The 23,195-nt window shown below is 37.8% G+C and carries 21 protein-coding genes; 8 read left to right on the top strand and 13 right to left on the bottom strand.

What is annotated here, in order from left to right; translation table 11 throughout:
* Positions 1-4: 4 nt before the first annotated feature.
* Positions 5-1,180: a proteasome-activating nucleotidase gene (locus L1994_RS07230; RefSeq protein WP_278098785.1), complete on the bottom strand. Its 1,176-nt coding sequence runs from the start codon at positions 1,178-1,180 to the stop codon at positions 5-7.
* A gap of 37 nt (positions 1,181-1,217) precedes the next feature.
* On the opposite strand from L1994_RS07230, the gene L1994_RS07225 reads away from it, so the two are divergent.
* The 4 genes from L1994_RS07225 (at position 1,218) to L1994_RS07210 (ending at position 4,658) form a co-directional block, all read left to right on the top strand.
* Positions 1,218-1,622 (top strand): DUF126 domain-containing protein, encoded by a 405-nt coding sequence (locus L1994_RS07225; protein ID WP_278098784.1) that lies wholly within the window; start codon positions 1,218-1,220, stop codon positions 1,620-1,622.
* 82 nt (positions 1,623-1,704) lie between these two features.
* Positions 1,705-2,829: a TIGR04084 family radical SAM/SPASM domain-containing protein gene (locus L1994_RS07220; protein ID WP_278098783.1), complete on the top strand. Its 1,125-nt coding sequence runs from the start codon at positions 1,705-1,707 to the stop codon at positions 2,827-2,829.
* Positions 2,830-2,870: 41 nt separating this feature from the next.
* Positions 2,871-4,013, top strand: coding sequence for a TIGR04013 family B12-binding domain/radical SAM domain-containing protein (locus tag L1994_RS07215; RefSeq protein WP_278098782.1), 1,143 nt, complete (start codon positions 2,871-2,873; stop codon positions 4,011-4,013).
* Positions 4,014-4,016: 3 nt separating this feature from the next.
* Positions 4,017-4,658: a metallophosphoesterase family protein gene (locus tag L1994_RS07210; RefSeq protein ID WP_278098781.1), complete on the top strand. Its 642-nt coding sequence runs from the start codon at positions 4,017-4,019 to the stop codon at positions 4,656-4,658.
* 197 nt (positions 4,659-4,855) lie between these two features.
* On the opposite strand, the gene cyaB is transcribed toward L1994_RS07210, so the two are convergent.
* Complete coding sequence (gene cyaB, locus L1994_RS07205; protein WP_278098780.1) at positions 4,856-5,380, bottom strand: class IV adenylate cyclase; 525 nt, start codon at positions 5,378-5,380, stop codon at positions 4,856-4,858.
* Between the two features lie 55 nt (positions 5,381-5,435).
* On the opposite strand from cyaB, the gene L1994_RS07200 reads away from it, so the two are divergent.
* Positions 5,436-6,167 carry an FKBP-type peptidyl-prolyl cis-trans isomerase gene (locus tag L1994_RS07200; protein WP_278098779.1) on the top strand — a complete coding sequence of 244 codons (732 nt, stop codon included), beginning with the start codon at positions 5,436-5,438 and terminating at the stop codon, positions 6,165-6,167.
* Between the two features lie 156 nt (positions 6,168-6,323).
* Here the strand turns inward: L1994_RS07200 and L1994_RS07195 are convergent, their stop codons facing one another.
* Positions 6,324-7,346 carry an mRNA surveillance protein pelota gene (locus L1994_RS07195; RefSeq protein ID WP_278098778.1) on the bottom strand — a complete coding sequence of 341 codons (1,023 nt, stop codon included), beginning with the start codon at positions 7,344-7,346 and terminating at the stop codon, positions 6,324-6,326.
* 4 nt (positions 7,347-7,350) lie between these two features.
* The gene (gene rqcH, locus L1994_RS07190) at positions 7,351-9,267 is read right to left on the bottom strand and encodes a ribosome rescue protein RqcH (protein ID WP_278098777.1); all 1,917 of its coding nucleotides are present in this window, start codon (positions 9,265-9,267) and stop codon (positions 7,351-7,353) included.
* A gap of 53 nt (positions 9,268-9,320) precedes the next feature.
* Here rqcH and L1994_RS07185 point away from each other — a divergent pair, with 53 nt between their 5' ends.
* The 3 genes from L1994_RS07185 (at position 9,321) to L1994_RS07175 (ending at position 13,023) form a co-directional block, all read left to right on the top strand.
* Entirely contained in the window at positions 9,321-9,689 is a 369-nt protein-coding gene (locus L1994_RS07185; RefSeq protein WP_278098776.1) for an EMC6-like membrane protein, read from the top strand.
* A gap of 304 nt (positions 9,690-9,993) precedes the next feature.
* Positions 9,994-11,772: a ribosome biogenesis/translation initiation ATPase RLI gene (locus L1994_RS07180; protein WP_278098775.1), complete on the top strand. Its 1,779-nt coding sequence runs from the start codon at positions 9,994-9,996 to the stop codon at positions 11,770-11,772.
* 54 nt (positions 11,773-11,826) lie between these two features.
* The gene (locus L1994_RS07175; protein ID WP_278098774.1) at positions 11,827-13,023 is read left to right on the top strand and encodes a hypothetical protein; all 1,197 of its coding nucleotides are present in this window, start codon (positions 11,827-11,829) and stop codon (positions 13,021-13,023) included.
* Between the two features lie 119 nt (positions 13,024-13,142).
* Here the strand turns inward: L1994_RS07175 and L1994_RS07170 are convergent, their stop codons facing one another.
* The 9 genes from L1994_RS07170 to flaJ form a co-directional block, all read right to left on the bottom strand.
* Positions 13,143-14,129: a ligand-binding sensor domain-containing protein gene (locus L1994_RS07170; protein ID WP_278098773.1), complete on the bottom strand. Its 987-nt coding sequence runs from the start codon at positions 14,127-14,129 to the stop codon at positions 13,143-13,145.
* A 56-nt stretch (positions 14,130-14,185) separates the two neighbouring features.
* Positions 14,186-14,674 (bottom strand): chemotaxis protein CheD, encoded by a 489-nt coding sequence (locus tag L1994_RS07165; protein ID WP_278098772.1) that lies wholly within the window; start codon positions 14,672-14,674, stop codon positions 14,186-14,188.
* A 36-nt stretch (positions 14,675-14,710) separates the two neighbouring features.
* A complete protein-coding gene (locus tag L1994_RS07160) occupies positions 14,711-15,325 on the bottom strand; it encodes a chemotaxis protein CheC (RefSeq protein ID WP_278098771.1) in 615 nt (204 codons plus the stop codon).
* A gap of 27 nt (positions 15,326-15,352) precedes the next feature.
* Positions 15,353-17,773 carry a chemotaxis protein CheW gene (locus L1994_RS07155; protein WP_278098770.1) on the bottom strand — a complete coding sequence of 807 codons (2,421 nt, stop codon included), beginning with the start codon at positions 17,771-17,773 and terminating at the stop codon, positions 15,353-15,355.
* 9 nt (positions 17,774-17,782) lie between these two features.
* The gene (gene cheB, locus L1994_RS07150) at positions 17,783-18,805 is read right to left on the bottom strand and encodes a chemotaxis-specific protein-glutamate methyltransferase CheB (protein ID WP_278098769.1); all 1,023 of its coding nucleotides are present in this window, start codon (positions 18,803-18,805) and stop codon (positions 17,783-17,785) included.
* Positions 18,806-18,809: 4 nt separating this feature from the next.
* Positions 18,810-19,172 carry a response regulator gene (locus tag L1994_RS07145; protein ID WP_278100822.1) on the bottom strand — a complete coding sequence of 121 codons (363 nt, stop codon included), beginning with the start codon at positions 19,170-19,172 and terminating at the stop codon, positions 18,810-18,812.
* A gap of 206 nt (positions 19,173-19,378) precedes the next feature.
* Positions 19,379-20,173, bottom strand: coding sequence for a CheF family chemotaxis protein (locus L1994_RS07140; RefSeq protein WP_278098768.1), 795 nt, complete (start codon positions 20,171-20,173; stop codon positions 19,379-19,381).
* 18 nt (positions 20,174-20,191) lie between these two features.
* The gene (locus tag L1994_RS07135) at positions 20,192-21,595 is read right to left on the bottom strand and encodes a hypothetical protein (RefSeq protein ID WP_278098767.1); all 1,404 of its coding nucleotides are present in this window, start codon (positions 21,593-21,595) and stop codon (positions 20,192-20,194) included.
* Positions 21,595-23,193 (bottom strand): archaellar assembly protein FlaJ, encoded by a 1,599-nt coding sequence (gene flaJ, locus L1994_RS07130; protein ID WP_278098766.1) that lies wholly within the window; start codon positions 23,191-23,193, stop codon positions 21,595-21,597. The genes L1994_RS07135 and flaJ overlap by 1 nt, the downstream gene beginning before the upstream one ends.
* Positions 23,194-23,195 lie beyond the last annotated feature (2 nt).

Genomic DNA, 23,195 nt, shown 5'->3' with positions numbered 1-23,195 from the left:
TTTATCAGATGTACATTATATCTTCTGATCTTGTTTTTCTTCGTACCTTAAATACGGCATCAGTAAAGTTTTTCATTGTTACGTAATCTGAGTTGTTTCGAACAGCATTCATTCCGGCCTCACGGCATATTGCCTGAATTTCAGCACCTGTTGCATTCTCGGTAATTTTTAGAAGACTGTTTATCTCCACATCCTTCATGTTCAGCTTTGCAGAGTGTATTTTTAATATTTCAAGCCTTGATTTTTCATCCGGAAGAGAGACTTCCAAAATCCTGTCAAATCTTCCAGGCCTTAAAAGGGCAGGGTCAAGCATATCCACACGGTTTGTTGCCGCCATAAGCCTTACATTCCCGCGGTTGTCAAAACCGTCCATTTCGGCGAGAAGCTGCATTAAAGTTCTTTGAACTTCAGCGCTTCCTGATGTGCCGTCCTGTGTGCGCATGCTTCCGATAGAATCTATTTCATCTATGAATACAATAGACGGACTTTTCTCACGGGCCAGTGAAAAAAGCTCTCTTACCATCTGTGCACCTTCGCCGATGAATTTGTGGACAAGTTCACTTCCAGACATTCTGATGAATGTTGCTTTAGCCTGATTTGCGACAGCCTTTGCAATAAGTGTTTTTCCCGTTCCCGGTGGTCCGTAGAGTAAAATTCCCTTTGGCGGCTCAACACCTACCTTTTCAAAAATTTCAGGACGTGTCAGCGGATATTCAACAGCTTCCCTGACTTCTTCTATCTCCTCTTTAAGTCCTCCTATCTGTGCAAACGTGACATTTGGAGATTCTTCAAGCTCCATTACTCGGACTCTTGAATCAAATGTATTGTCAACAGTCCTGACTATTGAAAGAGCATTATTTACAGCAACCTTCATTCCGGGCTTTAATTTTCCCTCCAGTGTATCAATATAATGTGTTATGTATTCCTGGTTGTTTCCCTGCTGTCTTAGGTATACTTCTCCGCTGTCCATTACATCGATCACTGCCGCAACAAAGAGTGGTGGGCGTTTTAACTGGTTATTCTCTTTTTTGAGCTGAGCAACCTCTTTCTCAAGGCGCCCGTTCTCTCTGTTGAGGAATTCGACCTTCATGCTCAGTTCTTCAACCTGATCATATAGTTCCTGTAACCGGAGTTTTGACATATCACTGTCTTCCGGAGTATTGTAGATGGTCTCATCCATGTTACTTTATATCTTAATCTTACAACATTTATTAGATATGTCTTTTACAATTCAGGGCAGAGGTATTTCTAAAGGACAGGGGAGTGGTGAATTGTTAAAAAGCAGTGAACCCATCTCCTTTTTATCCGGCGTTGATCCGCAGACCGGCGTTGTAGTAGAAAACGGGCACCCTCTGCAGGGAAAATCAATTGCAGGAAAAGTACTTGCATTTCCATATGGGAAAGGATCAACAGTTGGTTCATATGTTATATATGCCCTGAAAAGAAATGAAAAATCTCCTGTGGCAATAATAAACATTGATGCTGAGACTATAATTGCTGTTGGGGCGATAATTGCCGACATTCCAATGATTGACAGACTGGAAAAGAATATTTTTGATGTTGATGACGGAACAAATATCATAGTTGATGGTGATCTGGGCACTGCAATAATTGAGCAATAATTTGGATATTAGTAAATTGTTCTCGAAATTTTCTTTTCATAATCATACATTTCAAAAACGTTTTCAGGGATGAGACTATAAGATGAATTATTTCATTCTTTTGACCGATGAGTGCAATCTATGCTGTACATATTGCCGCGGAAAGATGTTTTTCATGTCTGACGAAAGTCCGGACAAGGTAACAATAGATGACACACTTCCATGTGATTTTGGTTTGTCACTAAAACACCTTTATAGCTTTCTCTCAAAAGACAAAGATGCAGTGTTGACATTTTATGGGGGAGAACCCCTGATGAGAAGTGATCTGATTAGGGAGATTATGGATAACGCCCCTGTAAAAGATTTTGCAATTCAGACAAATGCAACTCTTTTGTATTTGTTAGAGAGCGATTATTTAAATAAATTCAAATCAATTTTTGCATCAATTGACGGTGACAGGGAAACAACAGATAACTGCAGGGGTTTTGGAACATATGACAAAGTTATCAAAAATTTAAAAAAGATTATTAATAACGGCTATGGGAATGAAATAATTGCCAGAATGACTGTGACCGAAAAAACCGATATCTATGAATCTGTCAGATACCTCTCAGACAATCCCGATTTTTCTTTTGATTCAATTCACTGGCAGATGGACTCAAATTTCTGGAGCGATTTTAAACTGCGCGAGAACTTTTGTGGCTGGGTAAAAAACAGTTATAATCCCGGAATAAGACGTCTTGTTGATTTATGGACTGACACTATGAAAAAAGAAGGTCGTGTTATGAGATGGTATCCTTTTGTTGGCACGATGCAGGATGTATTATTAAAAAATGGTAGCTCTCCGCTCAGGTGCGGATGTGGAGTTAATTCTTACAGTATTCTTCAGGACGGAAACTTAGCCCCGTGTCCTTGTATGGCGGGAATGAGGGACTACTACTGCGGGCACATAAACTCCGATACACCGCAGTCACTTAAAAAAATAGAGATTGCCGGTGATTGCATTAACTGTGACATCCTGAATTTTTGCGGAGGCAGATGTCTTTATTCAAATCTGACACAACCCTGGCCGCCTGAGGGAAGAAGAGCTGTATATGAAACAGTCCGAAATCTAAAGTTCGCTATAGAAAAAAATTCAGTATTTGTTAAGGAAATGATTGATGAAGGAATTGTTTCATTAAATCAGTTTGAGCATCAGAAATACAACGGCTGTGAAATAATACCCTGATGGGATAATAAAATTAAGTTTCAATCTAAATCTTTTTTGCAATGAGGGTGAACTGGAGGTTAATAAAGGCCGCAAAAAATTCATATGCCGCGTTATACTCTGCATGTGAGAAAAATGATATAATTTTAAATCCGGTTGAATCTCCTGAAGATGACATTACTCTTTATAGTCTTAATTCAATAAACGCTCCGCATTACTTGGAGGAGATGAAAGAGGCCTCCTGTATTACAATCGCAGGCGGTCCTCATCCATCAGCTATGAGAAACGAGGTTTTGAAATATGCAGATTATGTTATTGTTGGAGAAGGAGAGTACACACTTCCTGCACTGATAAGATATATTGAGAATAAATCTGAGAATAAATTTGAAAATAGCCGGGCTTTTCTTCCAAAAGGTGTTGCAACAAAGGAAGGTTACATAAAAAATGACACCTGTGTTCTTCTTGATTCATATCCTCCTTTTTCAAAAGTCAAAGGTTATCTTGAGATATCGAGAGGATGCCCTTTTAAGTGTGCATACTGCCAGACTCCGCATCTATTCGGGGGATGCATGCGTCACCGTTCAATTGATTCAATAATCTGCGCATCAAAGGCATATACTGATGTCAGATTTTTAACACCAAATGCTCTTTCATATGGAGGAGATGGCAGGTCTCCTGCATATGATAAAATTACAAGACTTCTCTCCGGCTTTGAAAAGGATAAAAATCTTTATTTTGGAACTTTTCCAAGCGAAGTCAGACCTGAGTTTATAACTCAGAAATCAATAGACATAATTTTAAAATTTTGTTCAAACAAAAAAATTCATTTTGGCGCACAGTCCGCAAGCAACAGTGTCTTAAAACGGATTAATCGCGGACATTCGGCAGAAGATGTTCTTGATGCCGTTGAGCTTTGCCGCGACAATGGAATAATGCCGGTTGTAGATTATATTGTAGGCCTTCCTGGTGAATCAGAAGAAGATCAAATACATACTTTAAATCAGATAAAGTGGGTTTGCCGGACAGGAAAAGTTCATGCGCACTATTTCACACCTCTTCCCGGCACTCCTTTGCATCAAAAAAAACCTGCACCACTTATTCCGGAGGTTGAAAAAACCCTTGGAAAACTTGCTTTATCGGGGCGTGTTACAGGTTCATGGATGAATACAGAGTTAAGGTTTTTTAGAAAGAACAAAAATGAATAAAGAATGATGAAAGTTCTATTGCTCTCTGATCTTCATGGTCAGTATGGCAGGATGGGTTCTTTTTTGGAATTAGACCCGGATTTGGTTCTTATATCAGGTGATCTTACTGACATGGGGCCTTGCGAACCAGTAATTCAGCTGATTGATGAAATTAATGTTCCGTGCTTTGCAATTCCGGGTAACTGCGATCCAAAAGAAATTTTGCAAACTCTTGAAGAGTCTGGTGCAGTGTCACTTCACGGCGCTTCAATTGATATTGGTAAAATTACAATTGTTGGTATTGGCGGCTCAAATCCGACACCTTTTAAGACACCATTTGAGTTGGAAGAAGAGGAGATTGACAGTATCTTAAAAGATGCCGAAGGTAGGGTCAGGCAAAATGTCCACAACATTCTTCTCTGTCATGCACCACCGTATGGAACGCTTGATGATGTCGGTGGAAACAATGTCGGAAGTCAGTCCTTAAAGGAACATATGAAAAAATATGATCTTGTATGTTGTGGTCATATCCACGACCAGTCAGGTGTAAAGGAAGTTGAAGGAACAATCGTAGTAAATCCCGGTCCTGCATCTGAGGGAAGATGTGCTTTGATAACTTTAGGCGAGGAGCCTAAGGAGATAAGGGTTGAACTTTTGAAATTATAAAAATTCACGAAAGATTCGGAGATAAAAAACCGCCGGAGACAGGCCCTGTTAAGGGCCTGAAAGATTTTTTTGATAAAAATGTTTTTTCATGAGATATAATTTCATGGATGGTATTAATGAATAATCCATTTTATTGGTTTTAATAAATGTTTAGAGGGAATATTCAGGATATATCTCTTGATATAATCCGTTAGAAATTATTTTTTGTTTAAAAGCATTTCAAGGTATGATTCTCTAATATTTTCGCCTTTGATGCCAAGATCTGATTTTACACTGTCAATTAGTTCAATAGCTTCTTCTTTATCATCGCTTACAACTTCTATCTCTATAAAATGTCCAAGCCCTTCCAAAACATCAAGTGCAATTGTTGTATTTTTGTATGAATACTCTTCTCTTGTCTTAAAAACATTACTGCTTTTGAAAAAACCAAGACGAATAAAAATCTCTTCAAGATTTTCTGCAGAATTTATATCTACATTGAACTCTTCACGCGCTTTTGCATCTGTTCCTTTTACCTTTGGCCCTTTGTAAGTAAGTTCATATTTTCCTTCGTTATCCCTGATTCTCAATGCTTCATCAGTTTTTGCAAAATCACGCTGGTTTGAATTGAAATATGTATCTTTCTGGATACTTTTACTAATAAAACGGGCTTTTTTTTCTTTGAGAATTGCTTTAATCTCATCAATTGAGTCCAATTTTATTTTGGCTTCGACTTCAAGCATTCTGCATCACATATATAGGTTAACTCAACTAAGTAATATAGACAGGTGTAATTTTATGGCAATTAAAGAAGGAGACTTTGTAAAACTGAACTATACAGGTTCTGCTGATGGTATAATTTTTGACACTACCTATGAGGAAGTTGCAAAAGAGGACGGAAGTTTTTCCGAAGGAAAAAAATATGAGCCAATCGTCATCCGCATTGGTGGTACACACGTAATTCCAGGACTTGATGAAGATCTGACAGGAAAAGAGATTGGAACAGAGTACGAAGTTACAATTTCTCCGGAAAAGGCATATGGAGGACGTGACAACACACTTGTAAAGTCAGTTCCTGTAAAGGAATTCAAGGAAAAACCAACAGTAGGTATGCGTGTATCTGCAGACGGGCGCCAGGGCGTTGTTGTAAATGTAATTGGAAAGCGTGCGGTAATTGACTTTAACCATATGCTTGCAGGAAAAACTCTTGACTACAAGTACAGTATTGAAGGAAAAATTGAAGATCCGGTCGAACAGGCTAAGGCAATCTTTAATCTTTTCATCAGCCGCGACTTTGAAATGGAGTTAAATGACGGCATTCTTACAATCATGCTTCCTGCAGGAATCTCATACGATCAGCGCTGGATGATGGGTAAAGGAATGGCAGTTTATCAGATTTTTGAGTTCATTGACGGAATTGAAGAGGTCGTCTTAAAAGAGTCCTTTAAAAAGCCTGAGGATGAAACTCAAGAGCCTGTAGAAGAAGCAGAAGAAGAAGCAGAAGAAGAAGCAGAAAAATCAGAAGAATAAATATATTTTTTTCATGTAAACAAAGAATTTGTTTGCATGGTAACTGTTGCATGAAATATTTATTTCATGTAAATCTTTCACATGAGATTTAGATGAGACGGCGTATTTTAGCGACAATGCATTTAAGCAGTTGTCACATTTTCATTTTCATGCTTGTTATATTCTGAAACGAAGTAATGCGGCAATACCTCCAAGAGCTGAAAGCTGTTTGCCTGGTTCAAATTCAGTTGATAAGACAATTATTTCTGCACGCATATTCTCTGCTTTTTCAAGCAGTTGTGTAATTACAGCATCTCTTATCAGATTGTCGCATACAAGAATAGTTTCTGCGGCACCGAAATCAATTGACGATTCTGTCTCTTTTAATCCGTATGTGGCATTTCCATTGGAAGATATCCGTTTAATAAGCTCATCCATAGCCAGTACCTCATGTTTGAGCTGAAGATCCTCTGTTATTTTGTCAAGAATACCCTGACCTATTACCTCCTGAACAGAACCGCGTCCTGATCTTCTTGTATCGGCTGTAATACATCTTTTGGCAGTGTCTTTATCTTTTGTTTTGAGATAATTCATGAAATCATCCTTGATAAAACCTGGTCCGGATATAACCAAAGGTCCGGTTGTCAGTGATGCTATCTCTAATATCTCGTCAAAAAATGCCTGCCTTTTATCTGTTCCATCACTTTTTCCAGATCCGCTTAAGATTGATTTGACAAATTCCGGGCCAAACTGCCTTATTCTGTAAATTTCGCATTCACCTTCTTCAAGAGTGATTATATGAATTACGCCGACAGATGATGACCTGACAGCTCTTTCGACTCTTTCAAGATCAGTGTTGCTCCACTTTTTTATGACAGATATTTCATAACCTGATTCAACATTGAGAGTGTGATAAAAGCCAATGTCCGGCCCGTATTCTATAATTCCGGCCACACGAAGCCTGTTTGAGTTATGATGAAATTCAACTTTTTCAACTCTTATACCAAGACGGACCGGGATTTTTTCCATCTTTTCCGGTCTTTTTTTATCGGTTGCATTTTCAGAACTTCTAAACGTTGTTGCATAAACTAGGCTCTGCGGAGTAATCAGATGTTCAAGATGCCAGAGATCATCGGTATTTTCCGGAAATAATTTAATCTCTCCAAAGGACTTTTTGAGTTCTTTATAATCTGCTTTCATCTGTTTATTCTCCGGAAAAATCAGAAATGTCAGATCCTCCCGGTGGAACAAAGGCGGCGACCTTTTCTGTATTTAAAACATTTTTAAGAACTCTTAGATCTTCTTTTGGAATCATATCCTTTAATTTTTTAAGCACTTTCTTTGCAGAGTCATTAGGTTCAAAAGTTCCGGGATTTAGCACAACATAATATTTTGCACGATGCTTAATGGTTGATACCGGGCCTCCGATAACGGCAATTGCAGGCTCGTACTGAAGACCAATTGCAACTCCTACAGAAACGTCTTTGAAATATCTTCTCTCACCTCTGATTACAAATGCACCTCTTGAGACATATTCACCTGATTCTGCAGTTTTGCTTACCTGTGTCCGCTCTGCGGCATATGCATCGCCTGAAAAATGCCCTGATTTCCAGATATTGGAATATGATACTGCAAACTGAGAAACCTCATCCCAGCATTTTGTATCGCCTTTTACAATTACAACGCTTCCTCCGTGAACATCGGCGTGAACAAAGACATCATTTCCTTCCATATATTTCTTAACGATTTCTTCGTTTGTTGCCGCATCACGACCGCCTATCACCAGGACACCGTCACTTGTATAAAACCATCTGAATCTGTGATACCATTTTGGTTTAAGAAGAGAATACTCATTTTTAGTCTCTGATTTTCCTGTTTTTTCTGATGGAATAAATCTCTCCATTGCCTTTATAGCACCGGTCTTCTTCTTTTTGTATTTTTTAATCTCATTGTAATAGCGGTTGGCGTTTTGTTCTATTCCCTCATGAACAAAGACTCTTAGAACAAAATTGTCAATAGAAATATCAACAGAAGCATTTTCCGGGTAAACTTTCATAATCGATTTTGCCGCAGGCATACTGCTGTTTTTGAGAATATCCTCTATCTCCTGCCACGAATGGGTTTTGCTGGCCTCATCAAGAGTTTTGATAACTTCCGATACCAGCTGATAATTTGAATAAAGCAGGTCGGCTTTTACCTGAGCTTCTGCAATTTTTTTCTCAAACCCGACAATTGCCTGTTTTTGTCTGTTTCTTATGATTTCTTCCTTTGAGAGTTTCGGTTTTTTTTCTTCAGGTTTGAAATCAGGTAGCGGATAGTAGGTTTCAAGTGCGGAATTGTATGATTCAAATTCATCAATAACTGCATATTCTGATTCAGTCTCAAGTAAAAATGGTCTGCAGGCAAAATTTGTTATGACAGGTCTTTTCTCTTCTGTGCATCTCTTCAAAATCTCATTAAAAGCATTATAGACTACTAAATGATCTGCATCTGATGCGTCTGAGTTTTTATCAAGGCCTGCAATAAGACATAATTCTTCTGCATACTCCCCGCCAAGCATAAGATCTCCGGCAAGAGTCCTTACCAAATCCTTACCGCTGTCATTAAGAATTTTTTCTATATCCAAAGGTTCTGATATTCCTGAATTTTCACCGGGGAATACATACATAACTCCCGGAAGTACATCCCTGTCTTTGAATCTGTGATTTTTTAAAGGATTTATTATCTCATAATTTTCATCGCATAAAATCACATTTCCGTCATCAAAAAATTCAAAAATGAGGTGGTACTTCTTTTCTGTTTTTCCTATAGTAAAATCAATAATTCTCTGGATTCCAAACTGCCGGATGTCAAGAATGCGTCCTCCGGAGATGTATTTTCTTAAAAACATCGAATAGCCTGAAGGATTCTTTGGTGCCTGTGGAAGAGCGCCTGTCATATGGGCGCGCCGTCCGCACTCAGCAATAAAGCTGTATTTCTGGCGGTCATCTCCGTTGAACTTAAACCCGAAAGTATTGATATTGTACTGGTAAACTTTGCCAATCCATAAAGGAAGGCAGGATTTTAGTTCAGAGAGCATGGCATAAAAATCAATGCCGCTCATTCCTTTTTGTGTCGCCATTATATACCAAACTACATATTGTCTGAAAACCAAAAAATAATGACTGGTGTTCAATGAGTGAGGGAAGTAATTCAGAAGAAAAAATACAACCTGTTGCAGAGGCAAAAGAGGTTAAAAAAACACCTAATGATAAGATGACAGAGCATCGTGAACGCATGATAAGAACAGGTGTTGCGTGCTTCATGGGTATTGCAACCGGAGTTATCTCTTATCTTGTAATTGGTGATCCAACAACACCTGCAGGAGAACCGCGCTCTATTCTGGGTCTTCTTTTGCTATTGGCAGGAATTGTTTTTCAAAAACATGTTTTTATGGCATTAAGAATTGATTACTCGAAGCTTGGCGGAAAAGACTGGTTTTATCAGTCATTCATGGCATTTGCATTCTGGTTCATATCATGGACAATTCTTCTGACTCTATAAATTTACAGTAAATGTAGTAATGTCTGATGCACAAAAGAGGTGCTCATTTAAAAAAAAGCACTCCTTTTAAAATGCTCATGAAAAAAAATATTTCAAAAATATTTCATTTAAAACGTTCATGAAATCAAAATTTCATGCACAATTTCATGTGAGTTAAGTGTTAACTTTCATGAAAAAGATTTACTTGAAAAAATATGAAAAAAGCCTGACTCGTTATATTCTGATGGAAAATGCGGGCAAAGGTTTTTGGAATATATGAATATAAAGCAGTTTGTTGCTCTGAATTTAATTTTAGGATGATTATATGCGAATAGCTGTAGTTCATAAGGACAGATGCCATTCAAAAAAGTGCGGCAGGGAATGTATTATCTACTGTCCGCGTGTGCGAACCGGTGACGAAACTATAGTTATAGGTGAGAACGGAAAAGCCATAATATCTGAAGAGCTTTGTGTCGGATGTGGCATCTGCATAAAAAAATGCCCCTTTGATGCAATTGATATAATTACTCTTCCTGAAGAGCTTGAATATCCGACTCACCGGTATGGCGTAAATGGTTTTGCACTTTATGGTATGGCTGCACCTGTCGAAGGAAAAGTAACCGGAATTTTGGGAGAAAATGGTATTGGAAAGAGTACAGCTGTCAGTATTTTATCCGGACAGCTGATTCCCAATCTTGGAAATACTGATGAAAAAGAGTCATCATGGGATTCTGTTTTGGAAGAGTACAGTGGAACAGAGCTCCATGATTATCTGACAAAAGTATCTTCCGGCAATGTGAAAGTTGCAGTAAAACCACAGTATATTGATTTTATTCCAAAAGTTTTCAAGGGAAAGGTAATCAGTCTTCTTAAGTCAACTGATGAGAGAAATGTTCTTGATACTTACATAAATGAACTGAAACTGGGCCCGATTCTTGACAGGGATATAGACACAATATCAGGAGGAGAACTTCAGCGTGTTGCGATTGCGGCATGCCTGTGCAGAAAAGCTGATTTCTATTTCCTTGATGAAATAACGCCTTACCTTGATATCTATCAGAGAATGGCAGCGGCGAAGATTATCCGTGATATTTCACAGATAAGTCCGGTTATGATTGTCGAACACGATCTTGCTATTCTTGATATGCTTGCAGACAATGTTCATGTTGCATATGGAAAGCCGTCTGTCTTTGGCATTATTACAAGGACAAAGGGTGTCCGTGTCGGAATAAACCAGTATCTTGAAGGATTTTTAGCAGAAGAGAATGTAAGATTCAGGGACTATTCTGTAACTTTTGAAACAAGGGCACACCGGTCTGACACTGACAGAGAGACACTGTTTGAATTTCCGGCATTTAAGAAAAGCTATGGTGATTCATTCCGGCTTAATGTCAAGGGCGGAACAATAAAAGCCGGAGAGGTTTTGGGTGTTGTTGGTGCAAACGGTATTGGAAAAAGTACTTTTGCAAAACTCCTTGCAGGCGTCGAAGTGCCTGACGAAGGAAAACTTTCCTCGACTGTAAAAATTGCTTTCAAACCGCAGTACATAAAGACTGATTCTACAGATACTGTGGAATTCATGCTTCGAAGGACAACAAGCCGTTTTGATACATCATATTTCTTACATGAGATAATTGAGCCTCTGTCACTTGAACCGATTCTTCAGTCAAGTGTAAGTCAGTTGTCTGGTGGAGAACTTCAAAGGGTTGCAATAGCACTGTGTCTTGCACAGGATGCCGACTTGTATATACTTGACGAACCAAGTGCCCATCTTGATGTAGAACAGCGTGTAAAACTTGCTCGTGTTCTTAGGAGACATGCTGAAAGCAGTGGCTCAGGTGTTTTGGTAATTGATCATGATATTTATGTGATCGATATGATAAGTGAACGTCTTTTGGTGTTTGACGGAACGCCCGGAGTCAGTGGTGAAGCAGTCGGGCCGTTTGACATGCATGAGGGAATGAATTATTTCCTAAAGGAGCTTGAGATAACGTTTAGAAGAGATAAAAGTGGAAGGCCAAGAATCAATAAACCAGGGAGTTATCTTGACAGGGAACAGCGTTCTATTGGCAGTTATTATTATTCAGATATTAGCAAATCATAATATTTAACACGTTTAAGAAGAGAAAATAGTTTAATCACTGCAAGGGGTAAATTAATGCCACGAGGGGAAAAACTAACAGATGCAATACTCTATGACAAGGTTGATTCTTTAAAATCAGACCTTTTTTCGTACATTGACAACAGTCCTGAAAAGATAGAATCCAATCTGCCGGTTTTTTTTGGACATGTAATGGCGGCCCTCGACAATGCCTTTCCCGATATTGATAATAATACATATGATGAATTCATCGACGCTATGGCATATCGTCTGATGATGTCCAGCAAAAAGGCAGAAAAGACTGATTTTGTTGAAAATATTATTAAGAATGCTTTAAGGTGCAAAAGGAAAAAGGCAGGCAAATCCACTCTGAAAATTTTATCCGGTATAAAGATGATGGATATCGGACGATATGAGGTTGCAATAAATTATTTTGGTGAATATTGGAAATATGATGCAAGAATCGGGATATATATCTCCTACTGCTATTATTGCCTGTCTGAATTAGAAGCTAAGAAGAACAATGCTTCAAAGGGAAGTTATACTCCTTCTGAATATGAACTTAAGGCGAGAGAAATTCTCCTTGAGCTTTTGGAGGTTCAGCCGTCAGTTTCCCGCCTTAAACAGCTGGATATTAGTGATAATGATGTTTTAGAAAGAGCATTCTGGGTCATTATAAAAAAAACGGCAGAGTGGTTTCCCAATGAAAGATGGTTTGTTAAGATTGGAATTCAGAAAGCCAAGATTGACAAAAACGACGACAAGCGTGAAGAGCTTTTAGGTTATGCAATATCCAAATTTTACAATGATCAGGATTTTTTAAGGGAAAATTTTTACTTAAAACTTGAGAAGCGTGACGGGACAGGTGCGGCCGGCGTTGTCAAACAGATGACCCAGCAAAATCCGGGTAGTCCTGAACCTGTTTATTATGGGATTAAACTGTCGCTTCTTTCAAACAGTAAAAAATCATATGCAGAATTCAGGAGTGTCGCGTTAAAAGAAGGAGTCCCGCAGTATCTTATTCAGTTGTTTGATCTTGCATTATATGTAATGCGTGATGAAAAGCCTGAGGCAGATATTCAGTTTAAGGAGCTTAAGAAGAGATTTAAATCATTAGGTTTTTATCTTGTTTTAATTGAGTATCTTTTAAAGGACATCTTTTCAGACGATGAGTTAAGAAAAAAATATGCAAAGAATATTTTTTTCGAATCAATTGACAAGTATGCTATGCAGGTCATAAAGATACAGGAATGAAAGATACGTTTTAAAAAAATCAAATTATAACATTAAGCTATAAATCCATATGAGTTGCAGATAACCTTTGATGGAAAAATAATAAAAGAATATAAAAAATGTAGAGACAATCTGATTTTTTAGGGTATTTCTATTGATATAACAGGACTGAATTTGTTCTCCTGATAATAACCGGCAATTTTTTTGTTTGTAAACCACCATCTTTCATCAGAATCAACAAAAACTTTTGAAATCTGACTGTCAAATATCTCTTTTCCTGAAAAAGAAGTTATTATATCTCCGTTTTTATAGGAAAAAAGTCCGGAATTTGTACCGATTAGTATTTTTCCATCACTTAAAGAAGCAATATCTGAGATTTCCGTATCATCTGATTTTAAGACTTCACGAATGTTTAGGATATGTGATGATCCACCCTTTAAGCTGTATGATACAATATCAGTTTTGTTGAAAAAATAAACTCCGCCAAGCCTGTTTGTGCGGACATTTTCCATATCATTTACAATCAAATAATCAGATATTTTTTTAAAATGAGCTCCTTTTACATCATCATTTATGAGAATAAAATTTCCCTGACTATTAAAAGGCTTTTTTTCGGATGCTAAGTAAAGGTTTCCTTCTGCATAATCAACTGCCATACTGACAATTCTTGTTGCATCAGGCCCTGACATTCCATAAGGCTTAAACCATTTCCATTCACCGTTTTGGTAGCAGTAAACACCCGAACTTCCTGTGGCAATCCACATCTGCTCTCCTAATACCTGCAGATCGTTTATCTGATATTCCTGAAGAGTTCCCTTTGGATATTCTTTTATGATGTTTACCGGAGATGAATAACCGTTGTAAATTTGCAGTCCGTCATTATAACCAAGCCAGAGATTTCCAAAGCTGTCAAATTCAACACATTTTATGTCATTTCTTTTTGGGATTCCGTCAAGGTAGCCGATATTTCCACTTGCTTTTGAATGAATAATTGTCCATTTCCCGTTGTTAAATAAAGAAAGGCCGTTTGAAGTTGCAAAAAATACAGAACCGTCTTTTCCGGCGGCAATATCTGAAACATCAGTGGTGCCAATAGAATTGGTATCTCCGGGCCAGAAAATATTCAATCCTGAAATGCCTGCACATACGGGAGAAACAAAAAGGAAAAAAATAAAAAAAACTATTAAATTTCTGTACATGAACCATCAGCCCGTCTTATCTGCACGATACCGTTTTGCGTGGGATTGTATGTGATTGAACGTCCAAAATTTCCGCCAACATCTTCTCCGTCAAGTTTAATATGGCAGGTTTCAAGAGCAGTTTTAATTGCTTCGACATTTCTTCCTCCAATGTCAAGATTTCCTTTGAACTGTTTGAACATGCTGGAACCGCCTGCAATTTTTGCAGTAATATCTCTTTTATTGCTTCCGGATTTTATTAATTCATCATACATTGTGGGAATTGCTGTATCTGCAAATTTTCCTGGCCTTTCTGTTTTTCCATTGCTCTCAGGAAGCATGACATGTGCTACAGCCCCTGTAGATCTTCTTTTGTCATGCAAAATTACAGCAACACATGAACCAAGACCTATTGACGTCATCAGGAAATTGCCGACATGGTATTCTCCGATACCAACATTTGTTCCTTTATCTCCCTGAGTTTTTTCTGCCATTATCTTTACCGGAGTTATAATTGTAAATCGCTTTTTTTATTCGTGAATTCTGACAAGTTTATCTAAAAGATCAAGAATCTGACCTAAGGTGTCATCATATGGAAGCATTACAATTGTGCTTTCTATATCATGCATCTTTGATGTAAGTTCTGTTCTGAAAAGAATAATTTCATTTATATCACCTGCAATCATTGAAACTACGTTTGCAAATGCCGCATGTGCCATATCAATAGCTATTGCCGGAGGTGACGGAAGCATCACAATACCAAGAAGAGTTGCTGTTGCATCAAGAAATTGTGAAACCATAATATTTCCAACTTCCAAAAGGGCGCTCTCATCCATTTCATTGAATTCCCGCTCTTCATCGTTTGAGCCAAGCATTGTATTGGTAAGTTTTATTGCCGAGCTCTTTGGAAGATGGAGAACAACGTATCCTCCCGGATGAAGCTCGCCTTGTATCTCAAATACAACCAGTGCTGATATTTCATCACCAAAATAATCAGATATCGATGAGATATCTACAACCATTGCTTCAGGAACAGTCATATCAATCTCGCACATAAGCATTGTGGAAAGTGATGTGGCCGCGTGGGATGCTCCAATATTTCCAAGCTCTTTCATAGCATCAAGCTGTTTCGCATTTAATTCCATTTTTTGCTCCTCTTGTTTTTAATTATTTTAAATCATTGTATTGACATCCAGAATAGGCAAAACATCTCCGTCTCCGGGTATTGTAACACCGCTTACTCCGGGGCAGTTGCCGATAATATTGCTTACCGGTTTTACTACCACTTCCTGCTGACCTTCTACTACATCAACAGGGATACAGCATTTTGTTCCTTTATACTGAACAATTACTACAACACCGCTGTCTTTTACCTTTCCGAACATCTGATCAAGTCTGTTTATCTGCAAAACTTCATCCCTGAGCAGAATCGCTTCACTTTTGCCAATACGTGTGACTTTTTCAAAGTCAACTTTGGCTACTTCAACAACTGTGTTTATAGGTATTGCACATCTTCTGTCATTTATTCTGACCATCATTACTTCAATGATTGCCATAGTGGGCGGCAAAGTCAATATGAATTTTGTTCCTTTGCCTTCTGTTGAATCAACTTTAATTGATCCTTTTAATGATTCGATTGCACCTTTGACAACATCAAGGCCGACACCTCTTCCACTGATATCTGTGATGACTTCAGCAGTTGAGAATCCTGCCTGGAAGAGGAAGTTTGGAATATCTTCTTCAGGATATCCAACTGAGTCCTCCTTTGATATAAGACCTCTTTTAATAGCAGTTTCAAGAACTTTTGATCTGTTTATTCCGCCACCGTCATCAGTAAGCTCTATTATAACATTGCCCTGTTCAGCTCTTGCAGAAAGAACAAGTTTTCCTTTACCTGGCTTTCCTGCGGCAACTCTTTTATCAGGAGTTTCAATTCCGTGATTTACTCCGTTTCTGATGAGGTGCAATAGAGGATCTCCAAGATTATCAATTACACTTCTGTCAAGTTCGGTTTCACTGCCGGTCATTACGAATTCAACTTCTTTTCCGTCATGATGGGCAACGTCTCTTACAACACGGGGAAAACGGTTGAATATCTGGCTTAAAGGAATCATCCTTATATTCATCATGAGATTCTGAAGATCTGATATTGATCTGCTCACCATGTTTAAGGCTTCATCCATCTCCTTTATCTGATGGTCTTTTGCAATCTGTTTGAGTCTTCCGCCGTTTATCACCAGGTCTTCGACGAGGTTCATCATCTGATCAAGACGCTGGATGTCAACTCTTATGTTTTTGACTTCTTTTTTTCTGCCGCTTTCAGAACTTTTCTCTTTTCTGGCTGAGGGTTCATCCTTGTCTGAAGGAATGGATTTGGAATCATCAGCTGATGCATCCTTTTGTTCTGATGATTTTTTATCTTTCAAATCATCATCACCTGGTTTTGGTGTTTCACCTTCTGAAAGGTCTTGTGTTGCACCCGGCTTTTTTGATTCAGATGAAGAAGAGATAGTTACCTGTTTTATGTCAGGGCCTGAAGATGCACTGACAAGTTCATCTTCAGATAATTCACTTTCAATTACAACTTCGAAGAAATCACCAATTTCTCCTGCATCTATCTGTTCGGCAGTAGGAGTTGATGAAATTATATTTCCTGATTTTTCAAGATTATTCAGGACAATCATAGCCCTGATATCTTTCATTGTGCATTCAGGCGAAATTTCAATTTTAAGCAGATATGATGGAAGACTTGCAGAAATACCGGTTTTTTCTGCTCCCTCTGAAAAAGGTTCAATCTCAATATTTGAAATATCGGTGACAGTTGCCGCACTTTTTAATGCTTCTTCTCCGGAATCACTCTCAATTATTATCTCAAGAGAATCTTCGATTATTCCTTCATCAAGCTCATCCATTGTGGGAGTGCTTGAGATTATGGTTCCTAAATCTTCCAGGTTTTGAAGAACGATAATTGCTCTTACGTCTTTCATTCCACATTCAGGTGCGACAGTAACTTTTATTTTATATTTTGGAATATTTGACAAAAACCCTGGTTCTTTTCCATTTTCATCTTCAATGAAGGATTCTGCATCTTTGCTGGTGTCTGAGTAAATATCGGTTTGTTCATCCAAATCCAAAGAGAACATCCCGCTTAAATCGTCTGAAGTTTTATCAAAAGAGTTATCTTCTTTTATTGCAGAAGTTTCGGATTCATCAGATTCTTCGTATTTTTTTAATTTGGCAATCAAATCCTTTGATTCTACTGCTGAGCTGTCACCGCCGTTTTCGATATCATCGATCATCTCCTCTATTCTGTCTGTACAGGCAAGAAGAAGATCTGTCAATTCAGGAGATATTTCATTATGGCCACTTCTAATAAGGCTGAATACATCCTCCATCTTATGACAGAGGTGTTCCATCTCGGAATATCCCATGGATGCAGACATTCCCTTCAAAGTATGTGCAGATCTGAAAATCTCATCAATTGCATTCGAATCAGAACCTTCTTCGAGAATAAGAATATTGTTGACAATATTCTCATGATTTTCGATAGATTCTGCGACAAATAATTTTCTGTATGAATCCTGCTCTGACATTTGAATAACTCACTCCATTTCAGAAACTGATCTCATGATTTCCCTTGGTATTGATTTTAAAGGCAGAACTCTGTCAACGCAGTTTCTCTCCAGTGCAGAACGTGCCATACCATAGACAAGGCAGTCCTCCTCACGGACAACTAATGTTTTACCACCTGCTTCTTTTATGGCGGCCATACCTTCTCCTCCGTCACTGCCCATGCCGCTTAATATGGAAGCGACAATTTTAGGACCGTAGACTTTTGCGGCAGAGCTGAATGTCTTGTCAACTGCAGGTCTTACAGCATGGACAGGAGGTGCTTTTGAAAGAGTTATTTTACCTCCGACTTTTCCTGCGTTGTCAAGTGTTGCGGAAATAATTGTATGAAATCCACCTTTTGAGACGAAAATTTTCCCTTTCTGAAGAATATCTCCATTCTCTGTTTCTTTTACATCCAAAGGTGAAATTCTGTTCAATCTTTCAGCAAGAGATGCGGTAAAGCCTGCAGGCATATGCTGTGTGATTACAACTGCGGCATTTAACTCCGGTTTTAAAGATGAAACAAGCATGTCAAGCATAGGTGGACCACCTGCCGATGATCCTATCAGAACAACTTTGTCAGCCGGGACACTTTCGACTTTTACCTTTTTTTGAACAGACGGTATTGTTATCAGATGCTTTATTTTTGTAATAAGTTCTGACTGAATACCCCTGATTTTGCCAAGGTTTCTTGGCTTTAGCATAAAGTCATCTGCACCTAAATCGAGAGCACGTTTGGTTAATTCGGCATCTTTTGAGGTGAGAGTACTAAGAAGCAGAATTTTTGGCGGATTTTCAAGCGACTGCATACGCTCAAGCATTTCAATACCGTCCATGTTTGGCATCTGAATGTCAAGGGTTATTACATCAGGAGATAGCTCTTCTATCTTCTTAAGACCCTTTAATCCGTCTTCTGCTGTGCCTGCTATTTCTATTGATGGATCTTTTTTCAGAATATCGGTCAGAACCGTACGCATGAAAACAGAGTCATCAATAATCAGAACTCTGATCATTTTATCAGGAACTTAAAACGTTATTTACCTCTTCAAGGACCTTTGGGGCCTGGAATGGTTTAACAATGTACCCTTTTGCTCCTGTTTTGATTGCCAGTTTTACCATTTGTTCCTGGCCAACGGCAGTGCACATGACAACCTTCGCATTTGGATCTAAGGCCATAATTGCTTTAAGTGCTTCTATACCGTTCATTTTTGGCATTACTACATCCATAGTAACAAGGTCTGGTTTTAATGCCTTGTACTTTTCAACGGCATCTTCACCGTCTTCTGCTTCTCCAACGATATCATGTGAGCCTGAAAATAAAATATTTTTCAGAAGAGTTCTCATAAACATTGTATCGTCTACAACAAGGATCCTTCCCATTGTCAATCGTTATTTATTCTTATATGAATCCTATTAAGGTTATCGAATGTAATCAAAAATATTATGGATTTTTTTTGAAAAAAAAGAAATAAAATTGCTCATTTGAAATATTTGGAAAAAAAAGCTTCATAAAATGATTCTTTATTTATAAAATATATTTTAAAAATACTGTAAGATGATTAATTTTTATGTTTCAGCTAATTTTTTTAAGTTTTTACAGATTCGTTCACAAATCTGACACCTTTTGTGGTGAGTTTTACTTCCCGTCTTATCATAACCACTTCCACAAGGCCTTTCTCAATTAATTTGTCATATATAGATTCTATCTGTTTATTCGAAATATTTATCATGTTTTCAATAGCATGAGTGTCCATTCCACTGTAAACAAGCATTGCAACCTGACTTGATACACCATCAAGTTCTCCTGAAGAAACATCAAGATACTTTGTTGCATCTTTTAGATAGTTGAATAAAATTTGAAGAGTTGTAAGGGGGCATAATACAAAACTTGTTACGACTTCTCCGGACTCGATATGGTTAATTTGTACAACATCATTTTCTTTGCCGGAAATTTCCCTTTTTGTAAGATCAATTCCTGATACTTCATCAAGAGGGATGCATACCTGCTTTTCCTTGCTGACACACCAGATTCCTGTCTTTAAAACGGCAATTGCACCTTTTTCCCATTTGGTATTTTTTACCATTACACCTCCCCTGATTGCCGGTGACATAAAATATGCTGAAAGACGATAAGCAGTGCATCCCATAATTATTGCACGTTTTAAGATTTGCAATACTTTTGGAACTGAGGCCAGTTTGACAGATTCGCCTTTTTTTGTGTTAATAATCAGGATATTTTTCTTCTCTTCGAGATCATCAACTGCTTTTATTTTTATTTCAGTTGAAACAGGTCCGGGAATAGTTATTTTTTCTTCGTCAAGATCGATTTTTAATGAGACCCATTTTCCCTCATGTTCAAGTTTTACCGGCAACTGTGTCATATCAAATAAACCTCCTAATTATTGATTCTGCTTATTTATATTTGCTTCATTATTATTTTCATTTATATCTTTTTTAATTTCCTTTTCAATTCCAAACTGGACTAAAATATCTTCAAGTTCGCCGACAAGCTCTTCACTTTCAACTTTGATATCTTTTAAATCACGAACTAGACTTAATTCCTGAACTGATACAGCTTTTTTTGTATCAGATTTGAGCATAGCAAAGAGATCATCGTCATCGCCTCCTCCGAGTGCAAGTGACATGGGAGTTTCGTAGAGATTGTCATCATCTGAAGAGACACTTGTTTGTCTTGTCTGAGTCCATTCTTTGGGTGGTGCAGATATAATGTCTTCTTCAGGTTCGACTGGTTCAGGCATTTCTTCATCGGAAACTCCGATTTCAATCTCCTCTGTCTCCTCCTCTTCTCCAAGATCTATCTCATCTTCAGTTTCAATTTCATCCAAATCGATGTCATCAAATTCATCCAGTTCTTCATCATCCAAATCAAGGCCTGAGACATCATCATCGAGTTCATCAAATTCACTCAGCCCTGATGATGAAACATCTGAATCTGTAGTTTCCTCATCTTCATTTTGAGAATCAGCCGCCGGGAACTCCTCGTCATCAAGTTCAAGTTCTATACCTTCTTTTAATAAAATATCAGCAATTGTTGATTCAGGTATCTCTTCTTCAAAACCGGCTGGTTTTGAATCACTATTTTCAACTGAAATATCTTCATCCTCTTCGAGTCCGAGGTCTAAATCGTCAAAATCAGAGAACTCATCCTCTTCGGATGAATCTATACTCTCGCCACCCTGAATATCTTCAGTTTCAGACGATTCAGAAGGAAATTCTCCTTTTACAGTTTTGTCAAGGAGTTCATCAATTTTTTTTGCTTTATCCTTTTTTTCTGTTTTTCCTTTTAAAAAGCCAAAGGCAGATGAAAATGTTGGGAATAATGACTTTTTTGAAGAATCATCTTTTCTTTTATCATCAGTTTTGTCATCTTTTTTTTCTGGTTTGTTAATATCTGAAGATTTAGTACCAATTTTGTCTTTGATGAAAGGAATCTTTTGAAGATAGGATGCAAAAGGAATCTCTCTTTTTTTGCCTGCCTTTTTATCTTTAATTTCTGGTTTTTCTGTTTTTATAGCAGGTGTATCTTTTGAAGCAGACTCTTTTGATTTGTCTTTTTTTATGCTTATTGGCTGGTTTAGCTTATCTTTTAGATTAGAAAATCCAATTTTTAATTCATCAAAAGTAACCATCTGCAATGCAAAAAGCATTACAATTCCTACTCCCAGAGCAATAAGGATTGCAATAGCCGGACTCAGGTCTATAAATGTAATTGCTGACCCGGCAAGAACGATGGTCAGCATCATAAGTAGTCGTCTCTTTCTGTCGCCGTTTTCTTCTGTCATTATATCGCCTCAAAACCTGGAATGGTAAACATTATGTCAACAAAAACCGGACCAATAATATACATTAATCCTGACAGAATAAATAAAATGCTTCCAAATACATAAAACATATATCGGTCTCCGCCTTTTACTATTTTTCCGGCAATGACATTTGCCACTGTAATTATCAATACAGATATTATCAAAAACATCTGCATTTTATCCTCAGGGAAATTAGCAAAAATGTTAATTGTTCCCATCATCGATCCTCCGACAGAGGTTGTACTTGAACTAAGTGCCGCCGCAGTATCTTCAAAAGTAGCCATCACACTTTCAATAGCATGTGCCATTTTAAGAAGAATATAAAAAAGGAATACAAAAATTCCAATCATTGCTACATGCATTGGTATTAAGAGAACAATAAAACCCATTCCAAGCATTTCTCTTTTCTGCCGAAGGAGTGTCTGTTCAAGCATGGAAGTACTTACAATATGTGATACTTCAGCCGGATCTGCACCAAGTTCTATTGAATCCCTGAAAATTCCAAGGTATTTGTAGATTAGATTGCTTCCGGTGTCACCTACAAATTTTTTCCACACTAAAGCTTCATCAAGACCAATATTCATCTTGGAGTATACTGAATCGATGTATTTTCCAAGAACATGAAGGGATTTTCTGTCAACCTTTGCTATGGCAGGTGTGATTGTCATTCCCATTCCTCCCATAATTGAACCAAGACCGCGGATAAATACTGTAAAATCCTCATCACGAACAATAATGTTATTGTCATCACGCCAGCCAAATATTGCAAGCGGTGCTAAAAGTATCCCAAATAAAAGGCATATTAATCCAAAATTAATGCCTGCAATAAATAATATGACTGAGACTAAAAATGCAATAGGCAACAGCACCCTTTCAAACTTTCTGATAAGATTCTGCTCATAACTTCCTCCATAGGGCAGATTATGGCATTTCTGGTCATCAGGTATTGATTTGTACATTGTTATAATACCAAATGCTGAAACACCAATTGTCAAAAAGTAAGATGAGTTAAGTGTTGAGTCAAGATCATCAGGTGCATAAATAGCAACAGATACCATGATGATGATGCTTACAATTGTTGCTGAAAGCATAAGAGCGATATATGCATCACCCCATTTTTTTAGCATCTCTATTCCCTGTTCAAAATTGTTTCTGTAAACATTTCGAATAGTTCCAAGCTCTTCAGTAAGGAATTCCTCATCCGGAACACCTGATTCAATTGAATTTCCAAAACGGTTTAATAAACTTTCAACAAGAGGGTTTCTTACCCTGTCTGCAACAATTCTTAAACCTTCGGAATAACTGTAATTCCACCTTTTGACAAAGCATTCAACTCTTTTCATATACTTTGTCGGAATGTATTCTCTTCTTTCGGCAGTGTAGGCAAAAATTTCAGGTCTTGAGACGTTGGCATTTGTAATTGCGGCCATGTAAGTTATCATGAACAAGAGATCATTGCCCATCTTTTTGTTCTCCTCAATATCAAGAAGTCTGTTTTTGATCTCTTTTACGGAGTCTTCAAAGGGAAGTTTACCTCCGTTTTTCTCTCTTAACTCCTTTAACTTTGATTCAAACATAA

This window comes from Methanomicrobium antiquum (assembly GCF_029633915.1).
GTDB classification, from domain to species: Archaea; Halobacteriota; Methanomicrobia; order Methanomicrobiales; family Methanomicrobiaceae; genus Methanomicrobium; species Methanomicrobium antiquum.
This window is presented reverse-complemented; position numbering and strand designations above follow the sequence as displayed.

Coding starts and splice junctions, on each gene's coding strand:
- L1994_RS07185 (WP_278098776.1), top strand. CDS start 9,321: ATGAGTGAGGGAAGTAATTCAGAAGAAAAAATACAACCTGTTGCAGAG.
- L1994_RS07230 (WP_278098785.1), bottom strand. CDS start 1,180: ATGGATGAGACCATCTACAATACTCCGGAAGACAGTGATATGTCAAAA.
- cheB (WP_278098769.1), bottom strand. CDS start 18,805: ATGATCAGAGTTCTGATTATTGATGACTCTGTTTTCATGCGTACGGTT.
- L1994_RS07155 (WP_278098770.1), bottom strand. CDS start 17,773: ATGTCAGAGCAGGATTCATACAGAAAATTATTTGTCGCAGAATCTATC.
- L1994_RS07200 (WP_278098779.1), top strand. CDS start 5,436: ATGGCAATTAAAGAAGGAGACTTTGTAAAACTGAACTATACAGGTTCT.
- L1994_RS07145 (WP_278100822.1), bottom strand. CDS start 19,172: ATGGGAAGGATCCTTGTTGTAGACGATACAATGTTTATGAGAACTCTT.
- cyaB (WP_278098780.1), bottom strand. CDS start 5,380: ATGCTTGAAGTCGAAGCCAAAATAAAATTGGACTCAATTGATGAGATT.
- L1994_RS07210 (WP_278098781.1), top strand. CDS start 4,017: ATGATGAAAGTTCTATTGCTCTCTGATCTTCATGGTCAGTATGGCAGG.
- L1994_RS07160 (WP_278098771.1), bottom strand. CDS start 15,325: ATGGAATTAAATGCGAAACAGCTTGATGCTATGAAAGAGCTTGGAAAT.
- L1994_RS07175 (WP_278098774.1), top strand. CDS start 11,827: ATGCCACGAGGGGAAAAACTAACAGATGCAATACTCTATGACAAGGTT.
- L1994_RS07135 (WP_278098767.1), bottom strand. CDS start 21,595: ATGACAGAAGAAAACGGCGACAGAAAGAGACGACTACTTATGATGCTG.
- L1994_RS07165 (WP_278098772.1), bottom strand. CDS start 14,674: ATGGCAGAAAAAACTCAGGGAGATAAAGGAACAAATGTTGGTATCGGA.
- flaJ (WP_278098766.1), bottom strand. CDS start 23,193: ATGTTTGAATCAAAGTTAAAGGAGTTAAGAGAGAAAAACGGAGGTAAA.
- L1994_RS07180 (WP_278098775.1), top strand. CDS start 9,994: ATGCGAATAGCTGTAGTTCATAAGGACAGATGCCATTCAAAAAAGTGC.
- L1994_RS07220 (WP_278098783.1), top strand. CDS start 1,705: ATGAATTATTTCATTCTTTTGACCGATGAGTGCAATCTATGCTGTACA.
- L1994_RS07215 (WP_278098782.1), top strand. CDS start 2,871: ATGAGGGTGAACTGGAGGTTAATAAAGGCCGCAAAAAATTCATATGCC.
- L1994_RS07140 (WP_278098768.1), bottom strand. CDS start 20,173: ATGACACAGTTGCCGGTAAAACTTGAACATGAGGGAAAATGGGTCTCA.
- L1994_RS07225 (WP_278098784.1), top strand. CDS start 1,218: ATGTCTTTTACAATTCAGGGCAGAGGTATTTCTAAAGGACAGGGGAGT.
- L1994_RS07195 (WP_278098778.1), bottom strand. CDS start 7,346: ATGAAAGCAGATTATAAAGAACTCAAAAAGTCCTTTGGAGAGATTAAA.
- rqcH (WP_278098777.1), bottom strand. CDS start 9,267: ATGGCGACACAAAAAGGAATGAGCGGCATTGATTTTTATGCCATGCTC.